This window comes from Rhodococcus sp. NPDC006774 (assembly GCF_040636045.1).
Lineage (GTDB): Bacteria > Actinomycetota > Actinomycetes > Mycobacteriales > Mycobacteriaceae > Rhodococcoides.
On record NZ_JBEYIW010000015.1, the window covers coordinates 12431 to 38481 of the forward strand.

The following is a 26051-nucleotide window of genomic DNA, read 5'->3' on the forward strand; positions in this document are numbered from 1 at the left end:
GACATTGCGTCCGGTGCCGTTGTGCGTGCGCAAGAAAGAAAACTCCGGAGCCGATGTCGATATCGTGGTCTGTCGAACGTCGTCATCGTGTACGGCGACTCGCGCCGCGACACCGAGGTACCGAACCCAGGAGCGCACCATGAAGTACATCCTCTTGATCAACGCAAACACCGCACCCGGAGCAGCACCGGGCTGCAGCAGTGTCGAGGACTGGATGACCTACGAGAAGGAGATGAAGGAGGCGGGCGTCTACGTATCCGGTCACGCCATGGCGGATCTCACCACTGCCACGGCCGTGTGCGTCGATGCCACCACCGGAGAACGCACCGTCACCGACGGACCGTACGCCGAGTCACACGAAGTACTGGGCGGCTACGACGTCATCGACGTTCCCGACCTGGACGCTGCACTCGAATGGGCGGCCCGATGCCCGGGCTCCAAGGACGGCGGCACGGTGATCGTCCGTCCCCTTGCCGAGTTCTGAACCGCCCACGTATCGGGTTCTTCGGTGACCGATGCCGAGGTTCGTCGAGCGCTCGACTCGGTCTTCCGAGCCGAGCGCTCGATTCTGCTCGCCTCGCTGGTGCAGCGGTATCGCGATCTCGACCTCGCAGAAGAAGTGACCTCGGACGCCATCGAATCGGCGCTGAAACACTGGCCGGTCGATGGTGTCCCGGCCAGGCCTGGTGCCTGGTTGCTCACCACTGCCCGACGGAAGGCGGTCGATCGCCTGCGGCGCGACCAGAGCCTGGCCGCAAAAGTCGGAGTGCTGCAGGCGGATACGGATCGTAGCGAACCGAGTCACCTGAATTCGCTCGACGACAGTCTGCCCGACGACCGACTGCAGTTGTTCTTCACCTGCGCGCATCCGGCCCTCGCCGCCGGTGACCGGCTCGCACTGACTCTCCGATGCCTGGCCGGTCTCACCACCGGCGAGGTGGCGCGGGCGCTGCTGATCCCTCCGGCCACGGCAGCGCAGCGAATAGTGCGAGCCAAGAACAAGATTCGCGTCGCACGGATCCCGTTCCGCCTCCCGGGCCCGGACGAATTGGCAGACAGGGTGCCGATGGTGCTCGAGGTGGTCTATTCGATCTTCACCGAGGGCTATTCTGCGACGTCGGGTCATCACGTCGGACGAATCGATCTCACCGACGAGGCACTCGGGATGGGCCGACTCCTGCACGCCGCATTGCCGGGCGAGCCCGAGGTGACCGGTCTACTGGCGCTTATGTTGCTCGTCGACGCACGACGCGATGCTCGAATCGGACCGGACGGTGAAATCGTGTTGTTGGCCGACCAAGACCGTCGACTCTGGAATGCCGCGTTCATCGCCGAGGGTACGAAACTTGTGGTCGAGGCCCTCGGCGGCGGCCGGAGCGGTCCTTACGCCGTGCAGGCGGCCATTGCTGCACTGCACGACGAATCACCGGACGCCGACAGCACGGACTGGCCTCAGATCGTTGCCCTGTACGACGTGCTCATGACGCGGGCACCGAGCGCGGTCGTCGCGCTGAACCGGGCGGTCGCGCTTGCGATGCGCGATGGTCCAGCGGCCGGGCTGCAGGAATTGGATCTGCTCGCCGATGAGCCGTCACTGCGCCGCTATCACCCCTATCCGACGGCGAGAGCCGATCTGCTGCAACGACTCGACAGGTTCGAGGAGGCGGCTGTCGACTATCGACGAGCGTTGGATTTCGCCCGAACCGCACCGGAGAAGCGCCTGCTACGACGTCGGCTCGCGGAGGTGAACACCTGCCGCGCTCAGGCCGACAGCACCACGTCCACCTGACCTGCTGTCAACGGGCGGTCTGCGTACACCGAGCGAACTGCGTCGGCGTCGGGATTGCCGACGTCGGGTCCACGGGCGATCAGCTCCAGGCCCGCGCGCTCGGCCACCCGGGCCGACGCGACGTTGTGCTCGAGGAGGTACGCCACGATCGGCAATTCGGGCTCGGTTCGGTGCGCGCACTCGACTGCGATCTCACACATCTCCGCGGCGTACCCGTTGCCCTGTGCGTCGGGATGGAGGCGATAGCCAAGATTCCAGAAGGTGTTCCGCCGCTTCGAGCATCCGCCGTAGCCACTGATCGTGCGGTTGCCGCGCTCACGAATGATCCAGGTGGACAGTCCGTCCCGCCGCCACTGCTCCGCCCAGCTCTGCAACATTCGTTCGGTTGCACCGGGATCGGTGTGCCGCAGGCTCGGGAAGTGTGTCCACGACTGCGGGTCGCTGCAGATCGCGTACAGCGCATCGAGATCCGTGCCGACCGGCTCGTCGAGATCGAGACGCGAGGTTCGTGTTCGCACACCGTGAATCCTAGGCGGAAGAAGTCTGGTAGACCGGTGGTACACGATCGAGCGAAGGGTGTGACCGTCATGGCCGAGTGGATCAAGAAGATCGAAGAGAACGCGAAGGGCCTCATCGCCGAGGCAGAGCAGGAACTGACCGCACTCGAGGGTGCGGACACCGTCGACCTCACAGCTGACGATGCAGACACGACCGACGGCGATACCCCTGAAACGGTCACCAGCGACGATGCGCGAGAGCAGGTCTCGGACTGACGCCATGACGGACCGCCGTCCGCGGCCGCAGTGGACGGCTCAGTCGTCGAACACGGACCAGCAGATACTGTTTCTTCTCTGCTGATCCTCCAGTACCAACTCCCGCACACTGTTCGGTAGTCGTTCTCGCTGCCATCGCAGTTCCTCGCGGCCCGTGTTCGTCTCCGCACCTGCAGGTGCGGCGGCCCGTACCGCCTTGATGGCGTAGGCAGCCGCCCCCAGGTCGTGCTCGGGTACGTGAGCTACACACGCCGCCTGGCCGGCCGCATATGCGGCGAAGCGCTCGGCACCGCTCAGCGGCCGTGCCGCACCCATGGCATGGCCACCGAGAGCGCGGGTAGCCATCATCGCGAGTTCGCCGCGCGTCCATTCCCGAATGCCCTCGATTGCCTCACGCGGCCGCGAGTCGGAGGGTTCGACAGTCTCGAACAAGTGGAGAACATGTTCCGCGCACTCGGCCGCCCAGAGCGCGAGACTCCGGTGATCGTCGTCGGTCAGAAGTCCACCGCGACGCACGGTGACGAGGCGAGAGTCTCGGACGGCGGGAAGAATCACGTGAGTCGATCCTCCCAGCGGTGTCGCGTTCGGCCGTCGCCCGAACGGCCGGTCATGCGTCTATCAGAGCATGAAAAAAGACCCAGGACATCTGTCCTGGGCCTTTTTCGGTGGTAGCGGGGACAGGATTTGAACCTGCGACCTCTGGGTTATGAGCCCAGCGAGCTACCGAGCTGCTCCACCCCGCGTTGCATTTACGAAGTTACTCCCGTGTGTACAGCCAATGCAAATCACATGACTTCTCGGCGCTCTCACGCGCTCGAACGAGTGCATGACAACGCGTCACAGCGCGCGGTTATCACGTCGGAGGCGGTTCAAAATAGTGCTCCGCGTCTCTTTTGATGCGTGTTTCGAGTCACATAACGGTGGGGTTACAGACTTGAAACAATACCGCCACAAGTTGGTCTGAGCTGCGAAAACACCTACCTTCGTCCCAACATGTGGACACCCGTCATCCCATTCCGGCTCAGTGACGGTGAGCAGATCCTCGACTACCTTCACGGACGGCCCTAAACCGCTGGGCCTGCACCACCCCGCCGCTCCTTTCGCTCTGCCCCGCGGGTGTGGTCCCCAAGACGTACGGGGGCAGAGCCGCGACGATACGAAGTGCCTGGTCGCCACCGCCATCAACACCGGCGAAACGATTGCAGGCCAGTCGCGCCAGTAGAGCGCGGAGAGGATTCACCCCGAATGACCACACTGAACAATGTCGGCAAGCGTGCACTCGGATTGGCCGCCATCGCAGGTGCCGCCGTAGCAATCCCCCTCGGCCTCTCGGCCGGAACCGCCAACGCAGCCCCGAACAACTGGGACGCGGTCGCGCAGTGCGAGAGCGGTGGCAACTGGAGCATCAACACCGGTAACGGCTACTACGGTGGCCTGCAGTTCTCGCAGAGCACCTGGACGGCCAACGGCGGATCCGGATCACCGGCCAACGCATCCAAGGCCGAGCAGATCCGCGTCGCGGAGAACACTCTTCAGACCCAGGGACCGGGCGCATGGCCCGTGTGCGGTCAGCAGCTGAGCAAGGGTGCCTCCGCTCCCGAGCCCGAGGCAGCTCCCGCACCGGCACCGCAGCCGGCTCCCGCACCGGCACCGGCACCGGCCGTGGCTCCCGAGGCCGCAGCGGCCACGCAGGCTGCACAGGGCGCATTCGACGCCGCGTCCAAGCTTGCCGACCAGTACGGCCTGAGCACCCAGTTCCAGCACCTCGTTGCTGCCAACGCCCCGGTGCTCGCGCCCATCGGACGCTGATCCACCCGGCAGTTCGTCGAACTGCCACACACCTTGCCGCTGTGCCCCGCGCACGAGCCAGGTGACGAAGAACAAAAGAGCCGCCTCACCGTTTCGGTGAGGCGGCTCTTTCTCGTTCACATCATCGTGCGGTGAACGTGTCGATCAACTGCCGGTGCTGTTGTACGTGTCGACCGCGGTCTGCAGGTTCTCGAGCGCAGTGCCGAGTTCCGCCAGATCTCCACTCTGCTGCGCCGTGCGCACAGCGGAGAGTGCAGCGTTCAAACCGGTGACGGCAGCATCCCTGGTCGTCGAACCGCCGGTGGTCGGCGCAGGAGTGGCCGGGGTCGACCCGCCGTCGGACGGTGTCGTCTCCGGTACGGCACCTGGCTGCGTGGTTCCGTCGGTCTCACCGGGTGCCGTGACGGTACGACCGGCACCTGCTCCGAAGACCTGCTCGATGGCTTCGGGCAATGTGGCGGCATACCCGACGCGGCCCTCGTACGAGACCAGCACTCGAATCAACTGCGGGTACGCAGAGGCCTCGTTGGTACGCGAGGCGTACACCGGCTCCACGTAGATCAACCCGCCGTTACCGACCGGAAGGGTCAGCAGGTTGCCGAACTCCACGGTGTTCTCACGGCGCACGATGCCGAGACTCTCGGATACGTCCGTGGTGGTCGTCATCTGGTTCTGCACCTGGTTCGGACCCTGAGTGGAGGTATCCGTCGGCAACCTCAGCACCGTGATCTTGCCGTAGTTCTCCGGATCGGAATCCGCACTGACGTATGCGCCCAACACCTCTCGGCGGTAACCGACGAGCGCGCTGGTCAGCTGGAACGACGGCTGATTCTCCTCGTTGGAGATGTCGGAGGCGACCACGTAGTACGGCGGCTGCTTCGCCGCGGTGTTCTCTGCGGTCGGGTCGGTCGGAACCTCCCAGAACGCGTTGTTCGTGAAGAACTCCCGCGGATCGTTGACGTGGTACTTGGTCAGCAACTCACGCTGGACCTTGAACAGGTCCTCCGGGTAGCGGAAGTGGTCGCGGAGTTCGTCGGACACCTGGTCCTTCGGGATGACGGTTCCCGGGAACACGCCTTCCCATGCCTTGAGCACCGGATCGTTCTCGTCCTGCTCGTAGAGCTTGACGGTGCCGTCGTAGGCATCGACGGTGGCCTTGACCGAGTTGCGGATGTACGACACCTCTCGGCTCGGCAGCGCACGCGTCGTCGTCGACTCGATGCTGTCGGCAGTGGCGTCCTCGAGCGACATCCGCTGGGCGTACGGGAAGTTGTCCAACGTGGTGTACCCGTCGATGATCCAGACGAGCTTGCCCTCGACGATCGCCGGGTAGGTCGATCCGTCCGTGGTCAACCACGGTGCGACCTTCTGCACGCGGTCGCGGGGGTCACGGTTGAACAGGATCTTCGACTCGTCGCCGATGACGCTCGAGAACAGGATGTTGCGCTCGGCGTACTTGCTGGCGAAGACGAGTCGGTTGAAGAAGTTGCCGACGTCGACGCCTGCTGCACCGGTGTAGGTGTAGCTCTTGCTGTCGGTGTCGTACTCGCGGGGCTCGCCGGTGGAACCGACGATGGAGTAGTCCGCGTCGGAGTTGGCGATGACCGGGCCGAAGTAGATGCGCGGCTGGTCCAGGTCGCCGGGGCCGTCCTTACGGATGGTGCCCTCGGAATCGTTCTCGATCCAGTTGACCTGGTAGTTCGGGTAACCGCCACGCCCACCGCTGGATTCGTCGGCGACGGCCTCGTCGACGGAGTTGGCCGGCGCTGCGACGAAGCCGTTTCCGTGTGTGAACACGGTGTGGCGGTTGATCCAGTCACGCTGGTTCGCGTCGAGCGTCTGCGGTGAGATCTCGCGAGCTGCAACGACGTAGTCGCGCAGGTTTCCGTCTGCATCCGGGTAGCGGTCGACGGCGAGCGTGTCGGGGAACCCGTAGAAGTTACGGATCTGACGCTGCTGAGTGAAGGTGGGGGCGAGGATGTTCGGGTCGAGCAGTCGGATGTTGGACATCGTCGCAGACTCGGCTGCGACCTCGCCCGGGCTCAGAGTCGCCTCACCGGAGTAGTCCCGGTAAGTGACCTGCTCGTCGGTCAACCCGTACGCGTCTCGGGTGGCCGCGATGTTCCGCTCGATGTATGTGCTCTCCTTGTCGGCCGCGTTCGGGCGCACCGAGAACTGCTCCATCACCAGCGGCCAGACGGCACCGATGAGGATCGACGAGAGCACCAGCAAAGCCGTGGCCAACGCCGGGATCCGGAGATCACGCAGGAATATGGCTGCGAAGAAGGCGATCGCACAGATCACCGCGATCGCCAGCAGGATCAGTTTGGCCGGCAACACCGCGTTGATATCGGTGAAGCTGGCACCGGTGAACGTGGGTTCCTTACGACTGCTCGAGAGCAGCGTGTACCGGTCGAACCAGTATGCGACGGCCTTGAGCAGAACGAAGGTACCGGCCAGAACGGCGAGCTGAATGCGTGCGGCGCGGGTCAGAGCACCCTCGCGTCCGGCCAGTCGAATCCCGCCGAACACGTACTGGGTGACCAGGTTCGCGAAGAACGCAACCAGGATGGCAACGAACAGCCAGTTGAGAACGAAGCGATAGAACGGGAGGTCGAACGAGTAGAAGCCGACATCCAGATTGAACTGCGGATCGGTGATCCCGAAGTCGCCGCCGTGGAGGAACAACTGCACGGTCGCCCAATTGGTCTGGGCGATCATGCCGGACAGGAACCCGAACACCACTGGAATTCCGATGCCGAACAGGCGCAATCGGCTCATCACCGTGGTGCGGTACCGCGCAATCGGATCGTTGGGCCCGGCGACGGGCACGAACACCGGACGGTTGCGGTACGCCACGGCAAGCGCCGCGAACACGATGAGTCCGACGACCAGTGCGACGACGACGAAGATCGCCAATCGCGTCAGCAGTGTGGTGGTGTAGACGCCGCGGAAGTCGACCTCTCCGAACCACAGCCAGTTGGTGTAGATGTCGATCAGACGGGGACCGATGAGCAGCAAACCTGCTGCTACCAAGGCCAATACGAGCAAGATCCGGCTGCGCCGTGACAAGGACGGCATACCGGTGGGGGGCCTCATGCCCACGTGCCACACTCCAACTTCGGGCGACGCCGACGGCGCCGCAGATGACTTCGGCGGCGCACTCGCCGTGCGCCGCATGTCCGTTTCGCCCTACTGTACGTACGTTGATCCTACGGCTGCGACACCCGTACTGCGTCCGCGCCAGGCCGCAGGTCAGGAGCATCGGCATCCAGTGAACCATTCGGATGCGAGGATAGTGCGGTGAGCAACGACAGCAACGGACTGCCCGGCCAAGACGATTTCGGTAGCGAGTTCGACCCCGAGTCGGGTGGGCAGGACGTGGCCGAGGCTCTGGCTCGATGTGCCCGCGAGGTGGCGGATTTCGTCGATGCAGGTGGGTGGCACCAGGCACCACAGATGTTCGCGTTGGTTCCCACTGCAGCGCTCGCCGCGGCCGAGCCGGGACTCCTCGACGATCTCGCCGACGGCGCTGCCCTCACCCCGATCCAGCAGCATTCACTCCCCGAGGACATCACCGGCGGCTCCCCCGCCCTGGACGAGTTCCTCGCCACCTCGACATGGCCCGAGGGTGTCGTCGGATGCGCCCTGGTTCAGGAGATCGTCGTACTCCCCCCGGCTGCCGAATCGACCCTCGACGATGCCTTGATGCCGTTGCTCGCCGATCCCGATGCGGCCGACCAGGCCGCGCGCTCGGCCGCCGAGAACCACCCCGAGAAACGAGATGCTCGGTTGATCGTCGCGGTCCTCAAGGACGGTCCGTCCTTGACTCTGCTGCAGTTGCACCCGGACGAGGACGCCGACCCGTTCGCGCCCATCGATCTTCGCATCGCGGAGGACCTGGCCCCCAACGTCGTGCACGGCCTCTACGCAACGTTCGACGTGATGGAAGACGACTAGCGACAGCGCTGGGTCAGCTGCAGGACGGTACGTCGCCGCCGGACCCGATCGCCTGCAGCGAGTCGACCGCACTGTCCAGCGACTCGACGCGGACCAATCTGAGGCCGTCGGGGACGTTCTGTTGCGCCTCACCGCAGTTCGCGTCCGGCACCAGGAACGTGGTGGCTCCGGCTTCGCGGGCGGCGATCAGCTTGTACGGAATGCCGCCGATGGGGCCGACCGTCCCGTCGGCATCGATGGTTCCCGTCCCCGCGACGAACTCTCCGTTGCTCAGCTCACCGGGACTGAGCTTGTCGACCACGGCCAGGCTGAACATCAGACCGGCCGACGGTCCGCCGACATCGGCGAGGTTGAACTTCACGTCGAACGGCACGTCCGGCTGCTCTTCGGGCGTGACTCCCAGGTATCCCAGGGATGCATCGTCGGGCCGAGCACCGAGAACCACCGCACTGGTCTGCGTCGAGCCGTCTCGCACGTATTCGATGTCGAGAGAATCACCCGGCGCTCTGGAACTGACAGCCTCGCGAACTGCCGACGCGGTCGCGACGGGCGTACCGCCGACAGAGACCAGCGTGTCCCCCACATTCAGCACGCCCGCAGCAGGGCCGTCCTCGGCCACACTGGCCACCGCCAGTGACACCGGCAGATCCAGGTGGTGCAGAGCAGCCAGCTCGGCGCTGGATTCGGACTCCTCGAAATCCGCCTGATTACCTTCCTGCACTTCTTCTTTCGTCTTGTCCGGCGGATAGACCTCCTCGCGCGGAACGAGTCCTTGCCTGCCGCTGGCCCAGAAGCCGAGAGCCTCGAACAGATTGAGCTGATCGCGCACGGCCACGGTCGTCATGTTCAGGTGCCCGGTTGTCGGGTCGACCTCGGTTCCGTCGATCTGCACCACGGGCACCCCGTCGACGTCGCCGAGAGTGTTGTACGTCGGGCCGGGGCCGAGGGCGGCGAACGGAACGGTGACGACCGAGCCGGTGACGCCCAGCACCACCACGGGTACCAGGGCAGCGACAAGAGTGGCGATCCTTCGGTTCACTCCGTAGACACTAGATCCGAATACGGTCGACGGTGCAGACCGCCCCTACCGAGTGCGTCCGTGCCGACTTCTCACGGGTCCCACTGTTCGCCGTCAGCGTGACGATCCACCACTCTCTCCGTTCGCCGGGCTTGTACCGTTGAGTCATGAGCAATTTTGGTTTCGGTGCCTCCGACGACGACCCGGACAAGAAGAAGGATCCGGACGGCTCGGGCAACCCTGCCGGCTTCGGGTTCGGTGGCGAGGGATTCGACCCAGCACAGCTGGGCCAGATGCTCACCCAGTTCGGCCAGATGCTCAGCGGAATGGGAGCTGCAGGCGGGACCGGTTCGGGACCGGTGAACTACGACCTGGCCAAGCAGCTGGCACGCCAGCAGATGGGCGACTTCAGCCCGGTGTCGGCAGGCGAACGAGAGGCCATCACCGACGCAGCGCACCTGGCCGAGCTGTGGCTGGACGGGGCGACGACGCTGCCCGCCGGTGCCACGAAGACCGTCGCGTGGACACCGGTCGACTGGCTCGACAACACGATCGACACCTGGAAGCGCCTGTGCGACCCCGTCGCCGAGCAGATTTCGGGCATGTGGACCTCCGGCCTTCCCGCCGAGGCCCAGCAGATGGCCGGGCCGATGATGGGCATGCTGACCCAGATGGGCGGAATGGCGTTCGGCTCGCAACTCGGCCAGGCTCTCGGCCAGCTGTCCAAGGAGTTTCTGACGTCGACCGACATCGGCCTGCCCCTCGGACCGTCGGGAACGGCGGCGTTGCTGCCGTCGGCCATCGCGTCGTTCAGTGAAGGACTCGAGCAGCCCGATCGCGAGGTGCTGGTGTTCCTTGCCGCTCGTGAGGCCGCCCATCAGCGGCTGTACAGCCACATTCCGTGGTTGCGGCAACGGGTTCTGGCCACCGTCGAGGAGTACGCGCGCGGCATCCGGATGGACTTCTCTGCCATCGAGGAGGCCGCCGCAGGACTCGACCCGTCCGCACTGACCGATCCGTCGAAGATCGAGGCGATCCTGCAACAGGGTGCCTTCGAGCCACAGACCACGCCGGAGCAGAAGCACGCACTCGAGCGTCTCGAGACGCTGCTCGCCCTGGTCGAAGGCTGGGTCGAGACGGTGGTTGCGGCCGCTCTGGGCGAACGCCTTCCCGGTGCCGTCGCGCTCGGCGAAACCATCCGGCGCCGTCGGGCGTCGGGAGGCCCGGCCGAACAGACCTTCGCGACGCTGGTCGGTCTCGAACTGCGACCCCGCAAAGTCCGCGAGGCAGCCGATCTGTGGCGTCAGCTCCTCGCCGCATCCGACATCGAGGGACGTGACGGTGTGTGGGCACACCCCGATCTGCTGCCCGACTCGTCGGACCTGGACAACCCCGCGGCGTTCATCGACCGGGTCGTCGGCGGTGGCACGTCGAGCTTCGACGACCCGATCGCGCAGCTCGAAGCGATGGAGGCCATGGAAGCCAAGGAGCGAGCCGAGGCTGCCGAGCGTGCTGCCGAAAACGACGACAAGGGCACCGACGGTGATCCCGAGAAGGGTTCATCCACAACCTGACCCCGCCGGTTTCGCACCACTTCGATCGAACGCGTCGAGCGCCTGCTCGGAGGCACTTCCACCCTGTGGATAACGTGCCCCGAGCGGGCGCTCTTCGCTGTCGGCGCTGTCAGAGTGTGTCTCATGATCACACCGACCGTTCGACTCGATCCAGCGGTGGCAATTCTGCCGCGACGAGACGGCACCGTTCAGTTGGGCTGGAATCCCGAGACCAGCGTCGTCGTCACTCCACCTCCCGGCGCCGAGCCGGGCTCGATACTCGAAATACTCCGACTCCTCGCCGCGGGCCATTCCAGACCTCACATCGTCTGTCACGCAATGACATTGGGACTGTCCGCCAATCGGACATCGGCGATGCTCGGAGAGTTGGAGGATTCCGGGCTGCTGATGCACGGCACGAGCGAACCGGTGGTGCCCGACGCCTCGATGCGGGCCTCGCAGTCCGGACCGGGGGCGGTGAAAACCGTCCACCTCGTGGGGCGGGGGCCGATCTCGGACGCGTTGGCCTCCGGCCTGAGTCGCACCGGCGTCACCGTGACCCGGACCAGTCTGACTCCGACGCGCTACCCGCACTCGGTGGTGAGGTCGTGGAACTACGACGTCGTGGTACTGGCCGACGATCTGGTCGCCGAACCTCGGCTGGTGACCGACCTGGTGCGTCTGCGCATCCCACATCTGCAGGTGCGGCTACGAGACGGGAAGGGCATCGTCGGGCCTTTCGTGCTGCCCGGTCGGACGAGTTGCCTGCGGTGCGCTGATCTGACGCGCTGCGACTTCGAGCCGGAGTGGCCGCATCTGTCAGCCCAGCTGCTCGGCTCGGTCGGCCAAGCGAGCAGCGCGACGGTGTTGGCCACGGCAGCGTTCGCGTTCGCTCAGTTGGAGAACCTCATCGGCCGATCCGACGCCGCGCTTCCCGAGACTGCGGACTGCACGATGGAACTGGACTTCGCAGCAACCGGAACCACCGTGCACAAACGACCGTGGTCCAAGCACCCGCACTGCGATTGCTGGTACTGACGAATCGCGCTCGCGGCGAGTTCACCTCGACCGATAGGGGTCGGCGCGGGGCGGTCCGAGCAATTGTCGGAAGGTTCAGCCATGATGGAGCTGTGTCTGACATACCGCGCCGTGGATCGACTCGTACTGCCAAACTGGCCAGCATTCCCCTCGGAATGGCCGGTCGTGCCGCCGTAGGGTTCGGCAAGAAGCTCGCGGGCGGCAATCGCGACGAAATCGATGCGGATATGGCCGCCAAAGCAGCAGAACAGCTCTTCTCCGTTCTCGGGGAACTCAAGGGCGGTGCCATGAAGCTCGGGCAGATGCTCTCGGTGATGGAAGCGGCCGTTCCGGAGGAGTATTCGGAGCCGTACCGCGAGGCGCTGACCAAGCTGCAGGCGCAGGGCCCGCCCATGCCCGCGAAGACCGTGCATCGGGTGTTGGACCAGCAACTCGGGACTGCGTGGCGGTCACGTTTTCTCGATTTCGACGACACAGCGATCGCCTCTGCGAGCATCGGGCAGGTGCACCGAGCAACGTGGTCGGACGGCCGCGATGTCGCGGTCAAGATCCAGTACCCCGGTGCAGACGATGCATTGCGCTCAGACCTCAAGACGCTGTCGCGGTTCGCGAACCTGTTCAGCACGGTGCTCGCAGGCACGGACGTCAAGCCGGTGCTCGAAGAACTGACGGCTCGTACCGAGGACGAGCTCGACTACCGTATCGAGGCGGCCAACCAACGTGCCTTCAGCAAGGAATTCGCGGGCGATCCCCAGTTCGCCATTCCCAAGATCGTCGCCAGCGCACCCAAAGTCGTTGTCAGCGAATGGATGACGGGTCGGCCGCTGGCCGATGTGATCGCGAACGGAACGGCCGAGGAACGTAACCAGGCGGGCGAACTGCTCGCGTTGTTCGCATTCGTGTCTCCGGCGCGGGCGAAGTTGCTGCACGCCGATCCTCATCCGGGCAACTTCATGATGCTCGACGACGGACGTATGGGTGTCATCGATTTCGGTGCCTGCGCTCCGATGCCCGACGGCCTCCCTCCGGTTCTCGGCAGAATGGTCTCGCTCGCGCGTGACGAGAAGTTCGACGAGCTCGTGGTGTTGTTCACCGAGAGCGGCTTCGTGGTTCCGGGCCGAACGGTGACGGAGAAGGAGATCGAAGACTATCTGCGTCCCTTCACCGATCCGATTCACACCGAATCGTTCCACTTCACCAGGGCCTGGCTGCAGAAGGCTGCGGGCACCGCGACAGATTTCAACAGTGCGCAGTTCCGCACCGTTCGCGCGTTGAACATGCCCGCCGAGTACGTGATGATCTTCCGGGTGCTCGGTGGGCTGGTCGGAATCTGCGCGCAATTGGACGCCTACGCGCCGTACATGGCCATCCTCACCGAGTGGCTGCCCGGCTTCACCGACTGATTCGTTCGGCGAAACCGGGCACCGGTCTCGGACATCATGCTGCGTTCTTGCGCGGACGTCCTCGGGGACGCTTGCGGGCGATGACGACACCCTGCTCGAGGATCTCGCCGCCCCATACGCCCCACGGCTCGGCGCGGTCGAGGGCCGCGCTCAGGCAGGTACGCCGGATGGGGCATTCGGCGCACAGCGCCTTGGCCTGCTCGAGTTCGGCGGGGGTGTCGGCGAACCACATGTCGGGGTTCGCCGCTCGGCAGGGCACCGACAAGGCCAGTTCGACCGATTCGGTCGAATACTGTGCAGCGTAGGCACTCTCGGACTCTGGTCGGCATGTCGTCCGGATCGTGGCGGTTGACACGTCGGTCTCCTCTACTTTTCGTGCGGCGTCGTTATCGGTTCGAGGGGTGATGCGAACCTGTCGGCCTCACGCTCGGGTAGAGGAACTACCTGAACGAGAAAGGCCACGGTCCGCGAGTGCGGGTCCGTGGCCTGGTGGGGCTTGTCGAAGCGTCTACCGACAGTGAAGTCGGTATCTGCTGTCGAGCACGGACGCACATGGTGCGCGGTGACGTCGGGCTGCCTGAGCAACGGCTTTCGCTCCTGGTGCCAGGGCGACCTGGGCGGAATTCGACCCCGAGTCCGCATATGCGGACTCCTGCATGGGGCCGAAAGCAGAGGAACGAATCCACGTCTGCGCAACAGAGCCTGCGGCGGCGGCATGAGTGCCGAGGGGGGCAACTCCGAAAGGTGCCGTGCCGAGGACAGGGCTGAACGCGACGGTTGCGTCGGCAACGGCGGCGTGGAATGTGTTGATCATTTTTCTCAGCTCCTGTTCTGGTCTCGTAGGCGGATTGGACGGTGCGCGATCTCCCGCGGCACGTGAAACAGACTAAGCCCCCCGCCGATATCTGCACAAGTTATTTTCTACCTGCGGTTTTGCGGAGATTTCCCTACCTTCGCGTCACGTGTCCGAGGCCCGCACCACGGTGAGGACTTCTTCTCCGAACCGTTCCAGTTTCTTGGCCCCGATTCCCGGAATCGCCACCAGCCCACGCTCGTCCTGCGGTTGCTGTTCCGCGATGGCCGTCAGCGTGTTGTCGCTGAACACCACGTACGCGGGCACCTTGAGTTCGCGGGACTTGTCCAATCTCCACGACTTCAGCGCGTCGAGCAGGGCGATGTCGACGTTCGACGGGCAACTGTCGCATCGACCGAGCATGGTCGCGGACGTGCCGATCAGGGGCTTGCCGCACAACCGGCACTTGGGACCGGACTTCTTGGCGGCAGGCGCGGCGATACGCGAGGCCGGTGAGTCCTCGGGAATCAGACCGTTGAGAAACCTCGACCGGCGCCGCGATTTGCGTCCGCCCTCGTTGCGGGCCAGCGCCCAGGACAGATGCAGGTGGACGCGAGCTCGCGTGACACCGACGTAGAGCAGCCTGCGTTCCTCCTCGACGGCCGCCTCGTTGTTGGCGCTGGGGTCGTTGCCGATCGCGTGCGAGATCGGCAACGTGCCGTCGGCGAGACCGACGATGAACACCGCGTCCCACTCGAGACCCTTCGCAGCATGCAGCGAGGCGAGGGTGACGCCCTGGACCGTCGGTGGATGCCGCGCCTCGGCACGTGCGGCGAGCTCCCCCAACAATTTCTCGAGGGTCAGCTCCGGCTCGTGCACCAGAAGTTCTTCGGTGAGCTGCACAAGACCGCCGAGCGAGGCCCACTTCTCGCGGGCCTGCGCGCCCGTCGGCTCGGTTGCCGTCAGGCCGAGCGGGGCCAGCACCGCTCGCACCAGAGCCGGTAGTCCCTCGCCCGCCTGCGCGCCGTCGGGCAGATCGTCGCGACCGCCTGCCTGCCGCAGCGCGTTGACTCCCTGCCGCACCTCGGGTCTGGTGAAGAATCCCTCGCCGCCGCGCACCTGATAGGGAATCGTCAGCTCGGTCAACGCCTGTTCGTGTGCCTCCGACTGTGCGTTGATGCGGTACAGAATTGCGATCTCGGCCGGCTCGACGCCCTTCGAGATCAGCCTCTTGACCGCACGCGCCACACCGTCGGCTTCCGCAGGCTCGTCGTCGTACTCGAAGAACTCCGGCTCGGGTCCCGGCTCACGCTGACCGATCAATTGCAGTCGGGTGCCGGCGATGCGACCGCGAGCGGCTCCGATGACGCGGTTCGCCAGCGACACCACCTCGGGCGTCGAACGGTAGTCGCGCTCGAGCCGAACCACGGTGGCCTCGGGGTACTTCCGTGAGAAGTCGAGTAGATACCGCGGAGATGCGCCGGTGAAGGAATAGATAGTCTGGTTCGCGTCGCCGACGACGGTGAGATCGTCACGCTCGCCCACCCAGGCGTCGAGCACCCGCTGCTGCAACGGCGTCACGTCCTGGTACTCGTCGACGACGAAGCAGCGGTAGCGCTCGCGGAACTCGTCGGCCACCGACGAATGTTCTTCCAGCGCGGCGGCCGTGTGCAGCAGAAGGTCGTCGAAATCGAGCAACATCGAGTCGCCGCCGCGGGACTTGAGCTCCTCGTAGCCGGCGTACACGGCGGCGACCTTGTTCGCGTCCATCGGAACGTCACGGCGATTGCTCGCCGCGATGCGTGGATAGTCCTCGGGTGCGATCAACGATCCCTTGGCCCATTCGATCTCTCCCGCGAGATCACGGATCGCGTCCGTGGACGTCGACACCCCGGCACGGTTCGCCGCCTGCGAGACGACGGTGAACTTGCGATCGAGAAGCTGCCACCCGGTGTCGCCGACCACCTGCGGCCAGAAGTACTTGAGCTGGCGCATGGCCGCGGCGTGAAACGTGCGAGCCTGCACCGGAGGACCGTCTCCCCCGACGCCGAGCTCGCGCAGACGGCCACGCATCTCGCCGGCCGCGCGCGCGGTGAACGTCACCGCCAGCACCTGCCCCGAGGACACGTGCCCGGCCGAGACGAGATGGGCGATGCGTCGGGTGATCGTGCGCGTCTTTCCTGTGCCTGCACCGGCCAGAACGCAGACCGGGCCGCGGGGAGCCAGTACCGCCGCGGATTGCTCCGGATCGAGTCCGGCGGTCATCGCGTCGTCAGCCATGAGGTCCATTGTGTCAGTGCGTACCGACAGTTCCACCCGGGGCCGAACCGGGCGGCGAGTCGGCCGATGCAGGTGTCGGTCGGAACAATCGGGTCGGCGCTCCTGTTGACTGTTGGCGTGACCACTACCGAGAACACCCCGCAGACCCCGGCCGCGCTGACCGTCTACTCCACCACGTGGTGCGGTTACTGCCGTCGGCTCAAGACCCAGCTCGACCAGGCCGGAATCGAGTACGCCGAGATCGACATCGAGCAGAACCCGGAGTCGGCCGACTTCGTCGGCAGCGTCAACAACGGCAACCATGTGGTGCCGACCGTGCTCTTCGCCGACGGATCGACGGCGACGAACCCCACTCTGGCCGAGGTCAAGCGCGCACTGTCGCTCTGATCGGCGTCAGGCCGTCGCCGCCCACGCCTCGAGCATTCCCCGAGCGATGGAGATCGAGCCCGGGAGAAGCAACCGGGAGGTCGATTCCGATCCCCAATCGCCCAGCTCGAGCGCGGCGAGAACTTCTGCTCGATCGAACCAATGGGCTTCGGCGATCTCGCCGTCCTGGAAGTGCAGCGGTTGCTTCGGGTCGGCGACGGCGGAGAACCCGATCATCACCGAACGCGGAAACGGCCAGGGCTGGCTGCCCAGATACTCGATGTCGGAGACGTCGAGGCCCACTTCTTCTCTGATCTCCCGCGTCACACAGGTTTCCAGCGACTCACCGGCCTCGACGAAGCCTGCCAGCACCGAGAACCGACGCTCGGGCCACGCAGGTGCTCGCGCCAGCAGCACCCGATCGCCACCGTCGTGAACCAGACAGATCACCGCCGGATCGGTACGCGGGAATTCCTCGTGACCGGTGGACGTGCTCGTCCGCGACCACCCCGCGCTCGACGGAACCGACGGTGCACCGTCGAGTGAGCTGAACTGCGCGCTCGCATGCCAATTGAGGATCGCCAGGGCACCGGTCACCATCGACAACGCGTCGCTGTCCAATCGATCACCGTCGGTACGCAAGTCGCCGACCGTGCCTGCCACGACCTCCACCCGGCGAGCCCACAGGTGTCGATCGCCGTGTATTCCGAGAAAGACCGCGTCGGCAGTCGGCTCGGCAGCGACGTCCGCGGCGGGGCCGAGTACCAGGCCGTTCTCGTCCACCGCGAATCTGCCTCTGCCGTCCACGTTCAGGATGCGAGCAGTCGGCCAACCCGCTGCCAACGCTGCGGTGTCTCGGCGCAGTTCCTCTGCCCTGTTCAGTGGCGATCGGGACAGTCGAGGTGGGTGGGCGAGTTGGAAGTTCGGCACGCGCACGACCCTACTTGGCCTCGCCTAGTCACCCACGCGACGGATGTAGAGCAAGCGATCGGATGCCTCGACTGCATCGACCTCAGGAGTGCCTACTCGGAACAGTTTGCCGCCCCGCACCACTCCGAGAACGATGTCGGTGAGGTGCCGCGGAGATCCACCCACCTCGTCGCGTTCGACTTCGCGCTCGGCAATGGCGAAGCCTGCCTCCGGGGTCAACAGATCTTCGATCATCTCCACCACGGAGGGGGTCGACGTGGCGATCCCGAGCAGGCGGCCCGCAGTCTCCGAGGACACGACCACCGAGTCGGCACCGGACTGACGCAGCAGGTGCGTGTTCTCCGCTTCTCTGATGGCCGCGACGATCTTCGCCTTCGGAGCGATCTCGCGGGCGGTCAGAGTCACCAGCACCGCGGTGTCGTCCCGGTTGGTCGCGACGATGATGGCCGCCGCATGCTGAGCTCCGGTGAGTCTGAGCACGTCGGACTTGGTCGCCGAACCGTGAACGGTGACCAGGCCCAGGGCCGATGCGGCGTCGAGAACCGTCTGATCGGTGTCGACGACGACGATGTCGGACGCCGACACGCCGTCTCCGAGCATCGCGTCGACTGCGGTACGGCCCTTGGTGCCGAAACCGATGACCACGGTGTGATTGCGCACGCTGCGTCTCCATCGCTGAATTTTGAATGCCTGCCGGGACCGCTCGGTGAGAACCGACAGCGTGGTACCGACCAACAGAATGAGGAATAGGACCCGGAGGGGTGTGATGACCAGGATGTTGACCAGTCGCGCCGACGGGCTCATCGGTGCGATATCGCCGTATCCCGTCGTCGACAGCGACACGGTTGCGTAGTAGAAGGCGTCCAGGAAGGACAATTCGCCGTTCTGGTTGTCGCTGTAACCGTCGCGATCGAGATAGACGACGAACGCCGCCAGGAACAGGATCCCCAGCGCCATCAGAACCCGCTTGTAGATGGCGCGCCACGGACTCGATTCCAGTTCGGGTACCCGGAGCACTCCCACGAGCGCGAAGTCGGGCTTGTCGGTCAGCGCGCCACTGTCGCTCAGGCGCGCCCGCAACCTACCTGCCACGTCGCCCGCCGAGGTACTCACCGAAGTCGAGATCATTCACGGCACGCAGCGTAACCCCATGCCAGGCTTCTGTGCCGACGACGCTGGGTGTGGCACGGTATGGGCATGACACAGAGATCGAGTCAGGCAGCCGCACTGCGCCTCGCGGGACTGCTGGCCGGAGCGGGAGTTCTGCACTTCGCCACGCCGAAGTTCTTCGATGCCCAGGTACCGACGGCCCTGCCCGGCTCGGCGCGGACCTACACGCAGGTCTCGGGCGTCGCCGAACTCGCCGTGGCCGCAACGCTTGCCGCACCGCGGACCCGTCGACTGGGCGGTGCACTCGCAGCGGCCCTGTTCGTCGTGGTCTTTCCCGCCAACATCAACCTGGCGTGGAAGTACGTGCAGAGCCCCAAGACCTCGCCGGCTCTCAAAGCAGCGATGCTCGCCCGACTCCCGCTGCAGATCCCACTGGTCACCGAGGCTCTGAAGGCTCGCCGGAACGCACCGTAGCCCCCGGCCGCTCGGACCCGGCCGGGCCCTCGAGCAGCTGGGCCAATTCCGTTGCGTCCGGCAGGTTCTCGGGCGCGATGGTGTGACCGCTGCGCACGTAGTGGAACGCTGCGCGCACTCGATCGAGCGGAACCGGTTCGGTGCGCCCGATCGACATCAGCTCGGCCCACGCCAACCGGTAGGCCGCAAGCTGCATCGCCACCGCCCGCTGCTCCGACGCCGTCGGCTCTGCGCCCGTCTTCCAGTCGACGACGGTCCAGCCGCCGTCCGGGTCCGCGAAGACTGCGTCGATGCGCCCGCGCAGTACTGTTCCCGCCACGGACGTCTCGAACGGCACTTCCACTTCGACGGGGCTGCGGAGCGACCAGTCCGATTCGAGAAACGCCTGCTGGAGGGTTTCGAGGTCCACGTCGGCCGAGGCCCCGGTGTCGGCCGAGCCCGGCAATTCGTCGAGGTCGAGCAGTCGTGTCGCGCCGAACCGCCGCTCGATCCAGGCGTGAAACGCGGTTCCTCTACGCGCCAACGGGTTCGGCGGGAACGGGAGCGGCCGCCGCAGGCGTGACGCCAACGCATCGGGGTCCGCCGCGAGGTCGACCAGCTGCGTCACCGACAGGTTGCCGGGAAGAGCGACGTCGACTCCCGCGACCGATCTCGCGGCCCGCTCGGCCAGCAGAGTATCGACGTCCGCGGCCCAGTTCTCGGGGTCGTCCTGGGTTCGATCCTGGTCGCCGTCACGCTCTTCGCTCGGTGTGGCCGAGACATCTGCCAGCGCGCGCAGCACCTCCTGCGCACCGCTCTCGATTGCTCCGCGTCTGGGACCGAGTGGATCGCGTGGCCAGGACGCGGTGTGCGGTACCGCCCCGAGCGGGTTCGACGCCCCGTCGTCCGGGGCCGGGGCCCACTGCTCGATCACTGCGGTGTCGGCGAATTGCTCGATGTGCGTGTGCAACTCGTCGAGAAAATCCGATGGCCCACGCGGCTTCGTGGCGGTCTCGTCCCAGTGATGCGCAGATACCAGCAGCACCCGTTCGGTTCGGGTGAGTGCCACGTAGAACAGTCGGCGATCCTCAGCGAGTCGACGCCTCGCCAGCGCATCCTTGTGACCCTTGACGGCGTCCTCGAGGTCCTTGCGATTGTGCAGCCGGTCGAGTCCGAGAACCGGAACCCCTTCCGAGCCTTCGCCGTCGAGTGCGCGGTCACCGCGCAGCGACGGCGGCAGCTCGGCCATCGCCCCGAGCCAGGTCGAGGATGCGTTCGAGGACGGGAACACGCCCTTCGCCACGTGCGGGACCGCCACCACCTCCCATTCGAGGCCTTTCGCAGAATGGACGGTGAGCAACTGCACGCGATGGGGGGCGACATCGACCTCTCCGGGGGCAAGGCCGTCCTCGACCGTCTCCGCAGCGGCGAGGAACGACAGGAATCCGGTGACCGTGGCGGACGGATTGTCGGCGTAATCGGCCACCACATGGGCGAATTCGTCGAGATGTTCACGTCCGACCGCACCGTCGGTGCTGATCGGTGTGCGGGCCTGAGCTTCGACACCGATGCCCATGATCCGTTCGATGTCGCCGACCAATTCCGTCAGCGGCTGACCGATTCGATCGCGCAGTAGGTGCAGCTCGCCCGCCAGGGCGACGATCCGGCGATGCCCCACCTCCGAGTACCGCTCGGCCGGACCGGGATCGGCTATCGCGTCGGCCAGGCCGGCCTGCTCCGACTGCTCGCCGGGCAGGGCGCTACCGAGCGCCGCATCGAGTGCCTCCGGGTCGTCGACGCGACCCGCGGTGCCGTACCCGCCGCGGATCTCGAGTTCTCGGGCCCGCTGCGAGAGTGCCCGCAGATCCGTCGGCCCGATCTGCCACCGAGAGCCGGTGAGGATGCGCATCGCCGAGCTACCGGCAGTGGGGTCGGCCACCAGCCGCAGCATCGCGATGATGTCGGCCACCTCGGGAACGTGCAGCAATCCACCGAGCCCGACGACCTCCACCGGCAACCCGCGGCTGCGCAGCACCTCCGCGATCGGCTCGGCATCGGCGTTGCGGCGCACCAGAACCGCGGCGGTGGGCGGGGTGCGATCCTGCTCCAGGGCAGCGCGGTACTCCCCCGCGATCCGGTCGGCGATCCACTCTCGTTCGTCCAGAACGGTGTCGGTGACGGCCAGTCGTACATCGCCGGGAACCGCACCCGGCCGGGCCCGCAAGGTCGGCACCGGCACACCGACGCGGCGCAGTGGGTCGGTGATCAGGTTGGCCAGCGTCAAGGCCTCGGGCGGATTTCGCCAGCTGGTGAGCAGCTCGAGTCGAGGTGCCGGACTTCCGTCGGCCTTCGGAAAATCGGTGGCGAACCGAGGCAGATTTGCTGCCGATGCGCCGCGCCACCCGTAGATCGACTGCATCGGGTCGCCGACGGCGGTCAGGGCCAACTGCGGGTCGCTGCCGGAACCGAACAGAGACGACAACAGGACGCGTTGGGCATGCCCGGTGTCCTGGTACTCGTCGAGCAACACGAGCCGGAAGCGTTGCCGTTCGGCGATTCCCACCTCGGCATGCTCGGCAGCGACCCGCGCCGCCATCGACATCTGCGAGCCGAAATCCAGTGCGCCCTCGCGCCGCAGTGTCTGCGCCAGCCGTTCCACCAACGGCAACAACCCGATTCGTTGATGTTGCGCGTCGAGGATGTTCAGCAATTCCTTGGTGGGGCCGCCGCGTTGTCGCGGCCCCGGCCCGAGAGTGTGCACCAATTTCTCCAGCTCCACGTGCGCGTGGCGCAGATCCTCGGGATCGACCAGATGCTCGGCCAACTGACCGGAGAGTGCCAGTACGGCCTCGGTCACCGACGTGGGGTTGCGGTCGGTGTCCAGGTCGCCGTCCCAGGTACTGACGACACGGTGGGCCAGCTGCCACAGTTCGGTTTCCGAGAGCAGTGTCGCGGACGTTTCGATCGGCAACAACAAACCGTGCTCGGTGAGCAGTCGACCTGCATAGGAGTGATAGGTACTCACTTCCGGCTCGGCACCGAGGATTCGCTCGCGCAGTGCCAGGCTGGGGTCGAGTGCGCGCACCAGGTCGGATCCGGCCAGCCGAGCCAGCCGAGCTCTGATCCGAGAGGTCAACTGCTGTGCCGCTTTTCGGGTGAAGGTCAGACCCAGAACCTGATCCGGGTCGACGAAACCGTTGGCCACCATCCACACCACGCGGGCAGCCATGGTCTCGGTCTTGCCGGCACCTGCCCCCGCGACGACGAGTGTCGGGCCGGGCGGCGCTGCGATCACCGCGGCTTGTTCGTCGGTCGGTGGATGCTTCTGCCCGAGCGCCCGGGCGAGCTCGACCGGCGACACCCGCACCGAACCGGTCCGTGTCTTCCCCGATGTCGTCACTGCTCGGTCACCTGCCTACCCGTCTCGTGTGCCGGGCAACTGGACTTGACCGGGCAGTGCCTGCAGCCGTCGTTGATCCGCGCCTCGAACGTGGGTCCCTGTGTTGCCGATGCGGCCTGGTGCACGGTGTCTCGCCACTCCTCGAGTTTCTCCGGTGTCGGCACTTCCTGGACACGCTGCGTGGCCCCGTCCTTGTTGTGGGGCTTGGCGACGAACACCAGCCGCGCTCCGCCCGGCTCGCCCGCAGGCTCGCCTTCGATGGCACCGGCTGCCGCGGCGACCTGGTAGGTGGCCAGCTGATGATGGCCCTGGGCATCCTCCTTGGACATGACGGTCTTGGCCGTCTTGACGTCGATGATCACCGGTCGGCCGTCGGGATCGTGCTCGAGCCGGTCGATGCGACCGCGCAACGCCACCGCCGGCTCGTCCTCCGAGCGAGCCTCGAGTATGCCGTCGACGCGCACTTCGACTCCGGCCTCGGTGAGCTCGCCTCGACTGCCCTGCAACCACGTCTCGAACGTCTCGAGCATCGCCCCGGTTCGGTCGAGCTCGTGCCGTGAGTACCACTGCGATCCGAGATCCACTGCATCCCATGCCGTTTCGAGGGCGCGACGGAGCTGCTCCGGTGGTATGCGACCGGCTACCGCCTGGACGAGAGTGTGCACGAGCGTGCCGGTGACCGCATGGGTGTTGGTGCCGTCGTTGCCGCCGTGACGTTCGAGCATCCACCGGAGCGGACAGGTGGTGAGTTGTTCCACCGTCGACGGGGACAGCGGCACCGGACCGTCGCCGAGCTGCCACAGCGGCGCGTCGGTGCTGGGCCCTGCCACCCCGAACCACTCGTCGGGATGCGCGCCGCGGACACCGGCCGCGGCGAGTGTGGCCAGATGCCGCGCCGCTCGGGCTCGCTTGTCCGGATCCTGCTCGGCGACAACGGGATCGCACACCACACTCCGGAGTTCGGCCACCAGCATGGGCAACGCCAACACTCGGTGTGCAGGCTCCGGCCCGGGCAGCTCGAGTGCCGGATCCGACTCGCCTCCGCCGTCGATGCCGCGTAGTTCGTCCACGAATCGAGACCGGACCAGGTCGGCATCTCCGGTACTGGAATCGACGGCCGTGACGAGCAAGGTCGATCGAGCGCGACTGCACGCCACCAGAAACAGCGTGCGCTCCTCGGCCAGCAGCGGTGCCGACTTCGACAGTCGCCCGTCGAGCGCCGCAGCCGCATCGACCTTGCCGGATACGAGGTCGACCAGGGTGTCGGTGCCCAGGAGGCTGCCACGCGACCGCAGGCCGGGCCACAGCCCTTCCTGCACCCCGGCAACCGCGACGAGCTCCCATTCCCGACCCGCAGCAGAATGCGCACTCAGCAGCGTCACCGCGTCGGCCCGGACCGTGGGGCGGTGTGAATTCAGAGTGGGAATCTCTTGCTGCGCAATGTAATCGAGGAATCCACCGATCTGAGCCCGCGGCAACCTGTCGACATATGCTGCCGCCGCGTCGAACAGCGCCACCACCGCATCCAGGTCGCGGTCGGCCTGAGTACCGGCCGAGCCACCCCAGGCGGACGCGGTGGACCAACGCCGCTCGAGCCCCGAGGCCTGCCACGCCGCCCACAACACGTCCTCGACACCGCGGCCCGCGCGGGCGAGCGCTCGTGCCTTCCGGATCACACCCAGGGCTCTGCGCAACGGGGCGGACTCCACATCCGAGAGTCCGCCGGTCCACCCGGCGCTCCCCCGCGCGTCGTCGGTGAGGACGACTCTGAGCAGCTCGGCCGAGTCGCGCTCGCCGCCCGATGCGAGTTCGAGCCTGCGCACGCCCCGGCGCAATCGCCGCAGACCCACCGGATCGGCTCCGCCGATCGGCCCGGAGAGCAACGCCAGTGCATCTTCACCGTCGAAGCTCGGGTCGGAGATCGCCCGCAGTACCAGCAGGAGACCCACGGCCCCGTGCTGGCGGTGCAGCGGTAGCTCCGAGGTCGGGGTGATCATCGGCACCCCTGCGCCGTGCAGAGCCCGACGCAACGGCGCGAGGGTGCGCGGCACGGAACGCACCACGATCGCCATCTCGGACCATGGCATGCCGTCGATCAGGTGGGCACGACGCATGGCGTCGGCGATGATCGCCGCTTCCTTCGCGGGCGAGGACACGACGTGCACTCGCGCTGTCGGTTCACCGAAGCGGGCGGTGCCCACCGGTTCCGGACAGCGGTGCCGACCGAGCCCGGGCAGCCGTCCGGCGACGATGTCGGTCAGCTCCGCGACCTCGGGCACGGACCGGTGATTGCGAGTGAGCACGACGCGACGCGGCGAGTCCACCTCCACCAGGTCGGCCACGAAGGCGGGATCGGCACCCCGGAAAGTGAACACGGATTGATCGGGATCTCCGGCGACAACGGTGGATTCGGTATCGGTGCCGATCAGCCGAACCAACTGTGCCGCTTGCGGATCGAGGTGCTGCGCGTCGTCGACGACGAGGTGCCGGATGCGGGCGCGTTCGCTGCGCAGCAGTTCGGGATCGGTGGCGAACGCCATCAGCGCGGCACCGATCAGCTCGGCGGCGTCCAGACCCGGTGCCGTCGCTCCTGCCGCTTCCACTCCGACGGCACCACGCAACAACATGGCCTGCTCGTATCCGGCAGCGAATCTCCCGACGGCAACCCACTCGGGCCTGCCGTGTTTGCGACCGAGTTTGGCGAGGTCTTCCGGACCGATCCCGCGTTCGGCGGACCTGAGCATCATGTCTCGCACCGCCGTGACGAATCCCGCGGTGCCCAGTGCCGGACGCAGCCGCTCCGGCCAGTCGCCTGCCCCGTCCTCGAGATCGCCGCGCAGCATCTCGCGCACCACGGCGTCCTGCTCGGCACCGGTCAGCAATCGCGGTGGCGGATTGCCGTACAGGGAGGCCTGTAGCCGCAGCACCGCGAAGGCGTAGGAGTGCACGGTGCGTACCAACGGCTCACGAGTCGCCCGAAGTGCGTGATCGCCGCTGAAGAGACCCGAGGTGATGACCTCGCGCACCGCGGTTGCCGCCCGTTTGGACTGCGTGAGCACCAGAACCGACTCCGGATCACCGGTGACGATGCGCGAGACGGCGTAGTCCGCGACGAGCGAGGTCTTACCCGTGCCGGGGCCACCCAGGATCTGCCACGGATTCCATCGTGGAGCGCCTTTCGCGGCCTCTGCTGCCGAGTCGGGTATCGACGACAGCAGCCGAGCTGCCGAGCCGGTCCACTCACGTGCCGGGCGAGCGGCCTTGGGTGCACGGACGAGAGTCACCGTCGCGCCGTGTCTGCCGTCCGAGCTCATGACACAGATGCAATCACGAGCCACCGACACATCGGCCGCCGCCCGGACGGAACCCTGGAGGA

At 66.2% G+C, this 26051-nt stretch carries 20 protein-coding genes and 1 tRNA gene; 10 read left to right on the forward strand and 11 right to left on the reverse strand.

Going from position 1 to position 26051, the window contains the following annotated elements; translation table 11 throughout:
- Nucleotides 1-139 precede the first annotated feature (139 nt).
- Together ABZ677_RS20320 and ABZ677_RS20325 are read left to right on the forward strand one after the other, a co-directional pair.
- Nucleotides 140-484 carry a YciI family protein gene (locus ABZ677_RS20320; RefSeq protein WP_358372626.1) on the forward strand — a complete coding sequence of 115 codons (345 nt, stop codon included), beginning with the start codon at nt 140-142 and terminating at the stop codon, nt 482-484.
- 24 nt (nt 485-508) lie between these two features.
- Complete coding sequence (locus ABZ677_RS20325) at nt 509-1789, forward strand: RNA polymerase sigma factor (protein WP_358372629.1); 1281 nt, start codon at nt 509-511, stop codon at nt 1787-1789.
- On the opposite strand, the gene ABZ677_RS20330 is transcribed toward ABZ677_RS20325, so the two are convergent.
- Nucleotides 1762-2307: a GNAT family N-acetyltransferase gene (locus ABZ677_RS20330; RefSeq protein ID WP_358372631.1), complete on the reverse strand. Its 546-nt coding sequence runs from the start codon at nt 2305-2307 to the stop codon at nt 1762-1764. The genes ABZ677_RS20325 and ABZ677_RS20330 overlap by 28 nt on opposite strands.
- 69 nt (nt 2308-2376) lie before the next feature.
- Between ABZ677_RS20330 and ABZ677_RS20335 the strand changes: the two genes are divergently transcribed.
- Entirely contained in the window at nt 2377-2562 is a 186-nt protein-coding gene (locus ABZ677_RS20335; RefSeq protein ID WP_358372634.1) for a hypothetical protein, read from the forward strand.
- Nucleotides 2563-2601: 39 nt separating this feature from the next.
- On the opposite strand, the gene ABZ677_RS20340 is transcribed toward ABZ677_RS20335, so the two are convergent.
- Nucleotides 2602-3117, reverse strand: coding sequence for a putative immunity protein (locus tag ABZ677_RS20340; RefSeq protein ID WP_037189845.1), 516 nt, complete (start codon nt 3115-3117; stop codon nt 2602-2604).
- A gap of 111 nt (nt 3118-3228) precedes the next feature.
- Nucleotides 3229-3305, reverse strand: a tRNA-Met gene (locus ABZ677_RS20345).
- Between the two features lie 502 nt (nt 3306-3807).
- On the opposite strand from ABZ677_RS20345, the gene ABZ677_RS20350 reads away from it, so the two are divergent.
- A complete protein-coding gene (locus ABZ677_RS20350) occupies nt 3808-4371 on the forward strand; it encodes a transglycosylase family protein (RefSeq protein WP_037189848.1) in 564 nt (187 codons plus the stop codon).
- A 144-nt stretch (nt 4372-4515) separates the two neighbouring features.
- On the opposite strand, the gene ABZ677_RS20355 is transcribed toward ABZ677_RS20350, so the two are convergent.
- Entirely contained in the window at nt 4516-7476 is a 2961-nt protein-coding gene (locus tag ABZ677_RS20355; RefSeq protein WP_170946050.1) for a UPF0182 family protein, read from the reverse strand.
- A 276-nt stretch (nt 7477-7752) separates the two neighbouring features.
- Between ABZ677_RS20355 and ABZ677_RS20360 the strand changes: the two genes are divergently transcribed.
- Nucleotides 7753-8331, forward strand: coding sequence for a PPA1309 family protein (locus ABZ677_RS20360; protein WP_037190227.1), 579 nt, complete (start codon nt 7753-7755; stop codon nt 8329-8331).
- A gap of 13 nt (nt 8332-8344) precedes the next feature.
- On the opposite strand, the gene ABZ677_RS20365 is transcribed toward ABZ677_RS20360, so the two are convergent.
- Nucleotides 8345-9370, reverse strand: coding sequence for a PDZ domain-containing protein (locus ABZ677_RS20365; RefSeq protein ID WP_037189850.1), 1026 nt, complete (start codon nt 9368-9370; stop codon nt 8345-8347).
- Between the two features lie 146 nt (nt 9371-9516).
- Between ABZ677_RS20365 and ABZ677_RS20370 the strand changes: the two genes are divergently transcribed.
- The 3 genes from ABZ677_RS20370 (at nt 9517) to ABZ677_RS20380 (ending at nt 13343) form a co-directional block, all read left to right on the forward strand.
- Nucleotides 9517-10923 carry a zinc-dependent metalloprotease gene (locus ABZ677_RS20370; protein WP_358372639.1) on the forward strand — a complete coding sequence of 469 codons (1407 nt, stop codon included), beginning with the start codon at nt 9517-9519 and terminating at the stop codon, nt 10921-10923.
- A 123-nt stretch (nt 10924-11046) separates the two neighbouring features.
- Nucleotides 11047-11940, forward strand: coding sequence for a hypothetical protein (locus ABZ677_RS20375; RefSeq protein ID WP_358372642.1), 894 nt, complete (start codon nt 11047-11049; stop codon nt 11938-11940).
- A gap of 92 nt (nt 11941-12032) precedes the next feature.
- The gene (locus tag ABZ677_RS20380; protein WP_037189855.1) at nt 12033-13343 is read left to right on the forward strand and encodes an AarF/UbiB family protein; all 1311 of its coding nucleotides are present in this window, start codon (nt 12033-12035) and stop codon (nt 13341-13343) included.
- Nucleotides 13344-13377: 34 nt separating this feature from the next.
- Here ABZ677_RS20380 and ABZ677_RS20385 read toward each other — a convergent pair whose 3' ends face one another.
- Together ABZ677_RS20385 and ABZ677_RS20390 are read right to left on the reverse strand one after the other, a co-directional pair.
- Nucleotides 13378-13698, reverse strand: a complete 321-nt coding sequence (locus ABZ677_RS20385) for a WhiB family transcriptional regulator (protein ID WP_037189857.1) — start codon at nt 13696-13698, stop codon at nt 13378-13380.
- A 603-nt stretch (nt 13699-14301) separates the two neighbouring features.
- Nucleotides 14302-16425 carry an ATP-dependent DNA helicase UvrD2 gene (locus ABZ677_RS20390; protein WP_358372646.1) on the reverse strand — a complete coding sequence of 708 codons (2124 nt, stop codon included), beginning with the start codon at nt 16423-16425 and terminating at the stop codon, nt 14302-14304.
- Between the two features lie 108 nt (nt 16426-16533).
- On the opposite strand from ABZ677_RS20390, the gene ABZ677_RS20395 reads away from it, so the two are divergent.
- The gene (locus ABZ677_RS20395) at nt 16534-16803 is read left to right on the forward strand and encodes a mycoredoxin (protein ID WP_032398313.1); all 270 of its coding nucleotides are present in this window, start codon (nt 16534-16536) and stop codon (nt 16801-16803) included.
- A gap of 6 nt (nt 16804-16809) precedes the next feature.
- Here ABZ677_RS20395 and nudC read toward each other — a convergent pair whose 3' ends face one another.
- Both nudC and ABZ677_RS20405 read right to left on the reverse strand, forming a co-directional pair.
- Nucleotides 16810-17712: an NAD(+) diphosphatase gene (gene nudC, locus ABZ677_RS20400; protein WP_358372649.1), complete on the reverse strand. Its 903-nt coding sequence runs from the start codon at nt 17710-17712 to the stop codon at nt 16810-16812.
- A 24-nt stretch (nt 17713-17736) separates the two neighbouring features.
- Nucleotides 17737-18804, reverse strand: a complete 1068-nt coding sequence (locus ABZ677_RS20405; RefSeq protein WP_032398311.1) for a potassium channel family protein — start codon at nt 18802-18804, stop codon at nt 17737-17739.
- A 105-nt stretch (nt 18805-18909) separates the two neighbouring features.
- Between ABZ677_RS20405 and ABZ677_RS20410 the strand changes: the two genes are divergently transcribed.
- Entirely contained in the window at nt 18910-19296 is a 387-nt protein-coding gene (locus ABZ677_RS20410; protein ID WP_037190232.1) for a membrane protein, read from the forward strand.
- Here ABZ677_RS20410 and ABZ677_RS20415 read toward each other — a convergent pair.
- Both ABZ677_RS20415 and ABZ677_RS20420 read right to left on the reverse strand, forming a co-directional pair.
- Complete coding sequence (locus ABZ677_RS20415) at nt 19259-22675, reverse strand: UvrD-helicase domain-containing protein (protein ID WP_358372652.1); 3417 nt, start codon at nt 22673-22675, stop codon at nt 19259-19261. The two genes, ABZ677_RS20410 and ABZ677_RS20415, sit on opposite strands and share 38 nt — an antisense overlap.
- Entirely contained in the window at nt 22672-25989 is a 3318-nt protein-coding gene (locus tag ABZ677_RS20420) for an ATP-dependent DNA helicase (RefSeq protein ID WP_358372655.1), read from the reverse strand. The genes ABZ677_RS20415 and ABZ677_RS20420 overlap by 4 nt, the downstream gene beginning before the upstream one ends.
- Nucleotides 25990-26051 lie beyond the last annotated feature (62 nt).

Excerpts from the sequence above, each read along its gene's own strand:
- ABZ677_RS20335 (WP_358372634.1), top strand. The coding sequence starts at position 2,377 with ATGGCCGAGTGGATCAAGAAGATCGAAGAGAACGCGAAGGGCCTCATC.
- ABZ677_RS20320 (WP_358372626.1), top strand. The coding sequence starts at position 140 with ATGAAGTACATCCTCTTGATCAACGCAAACACCGCACCCGGAGCAGCA.
- ABZ677_RS20375 (WP_358372642.1), top strand. The coding sequence starts at position 11,047 with ATGATCACACCGACCGTTCGACTCGATCCAGCGGTGGCAATTCTGCCG.
- ABZ677_RS20390 (WP_358372646.1), bottom strand. The coding sequence starts at position 16,425 with ATGGACCTCATGGCTGACGACGCGATGACCGCCGGACTCGATCCGGAG.
- ABZ677_RS20370 (WP_358372639.1), top strand. The coding sequence starts at position 9,517 with ATGAGCAATTTTGGTTTCGGTGCCTCCGACGACGACCCGGACAAGAAG.
- ABZ677_RS20410 (WP_037190232.1), top strand. The coding sequence starts at position 18,910 with ATGACACAGAGATCGAGTCAGGCAGCCGCACTGCGCCTCGCGGGACTG.
- ABZ677_RS20350 (WP_037189848.1), top strand. The coding sequence starts at position 3,808 with ATGACCACACTGAACAATGTCGGCAAGCGTGCACTCGGATTGGCCGCC.
- ABZ677_RS20420 (WP_358372655.1), bottom strand. The coding sequence starts at position 25,989 with ATGAGCTCGGACGGCAGACACGGCGCGACGGTGACTCTCGTCCGTGCA.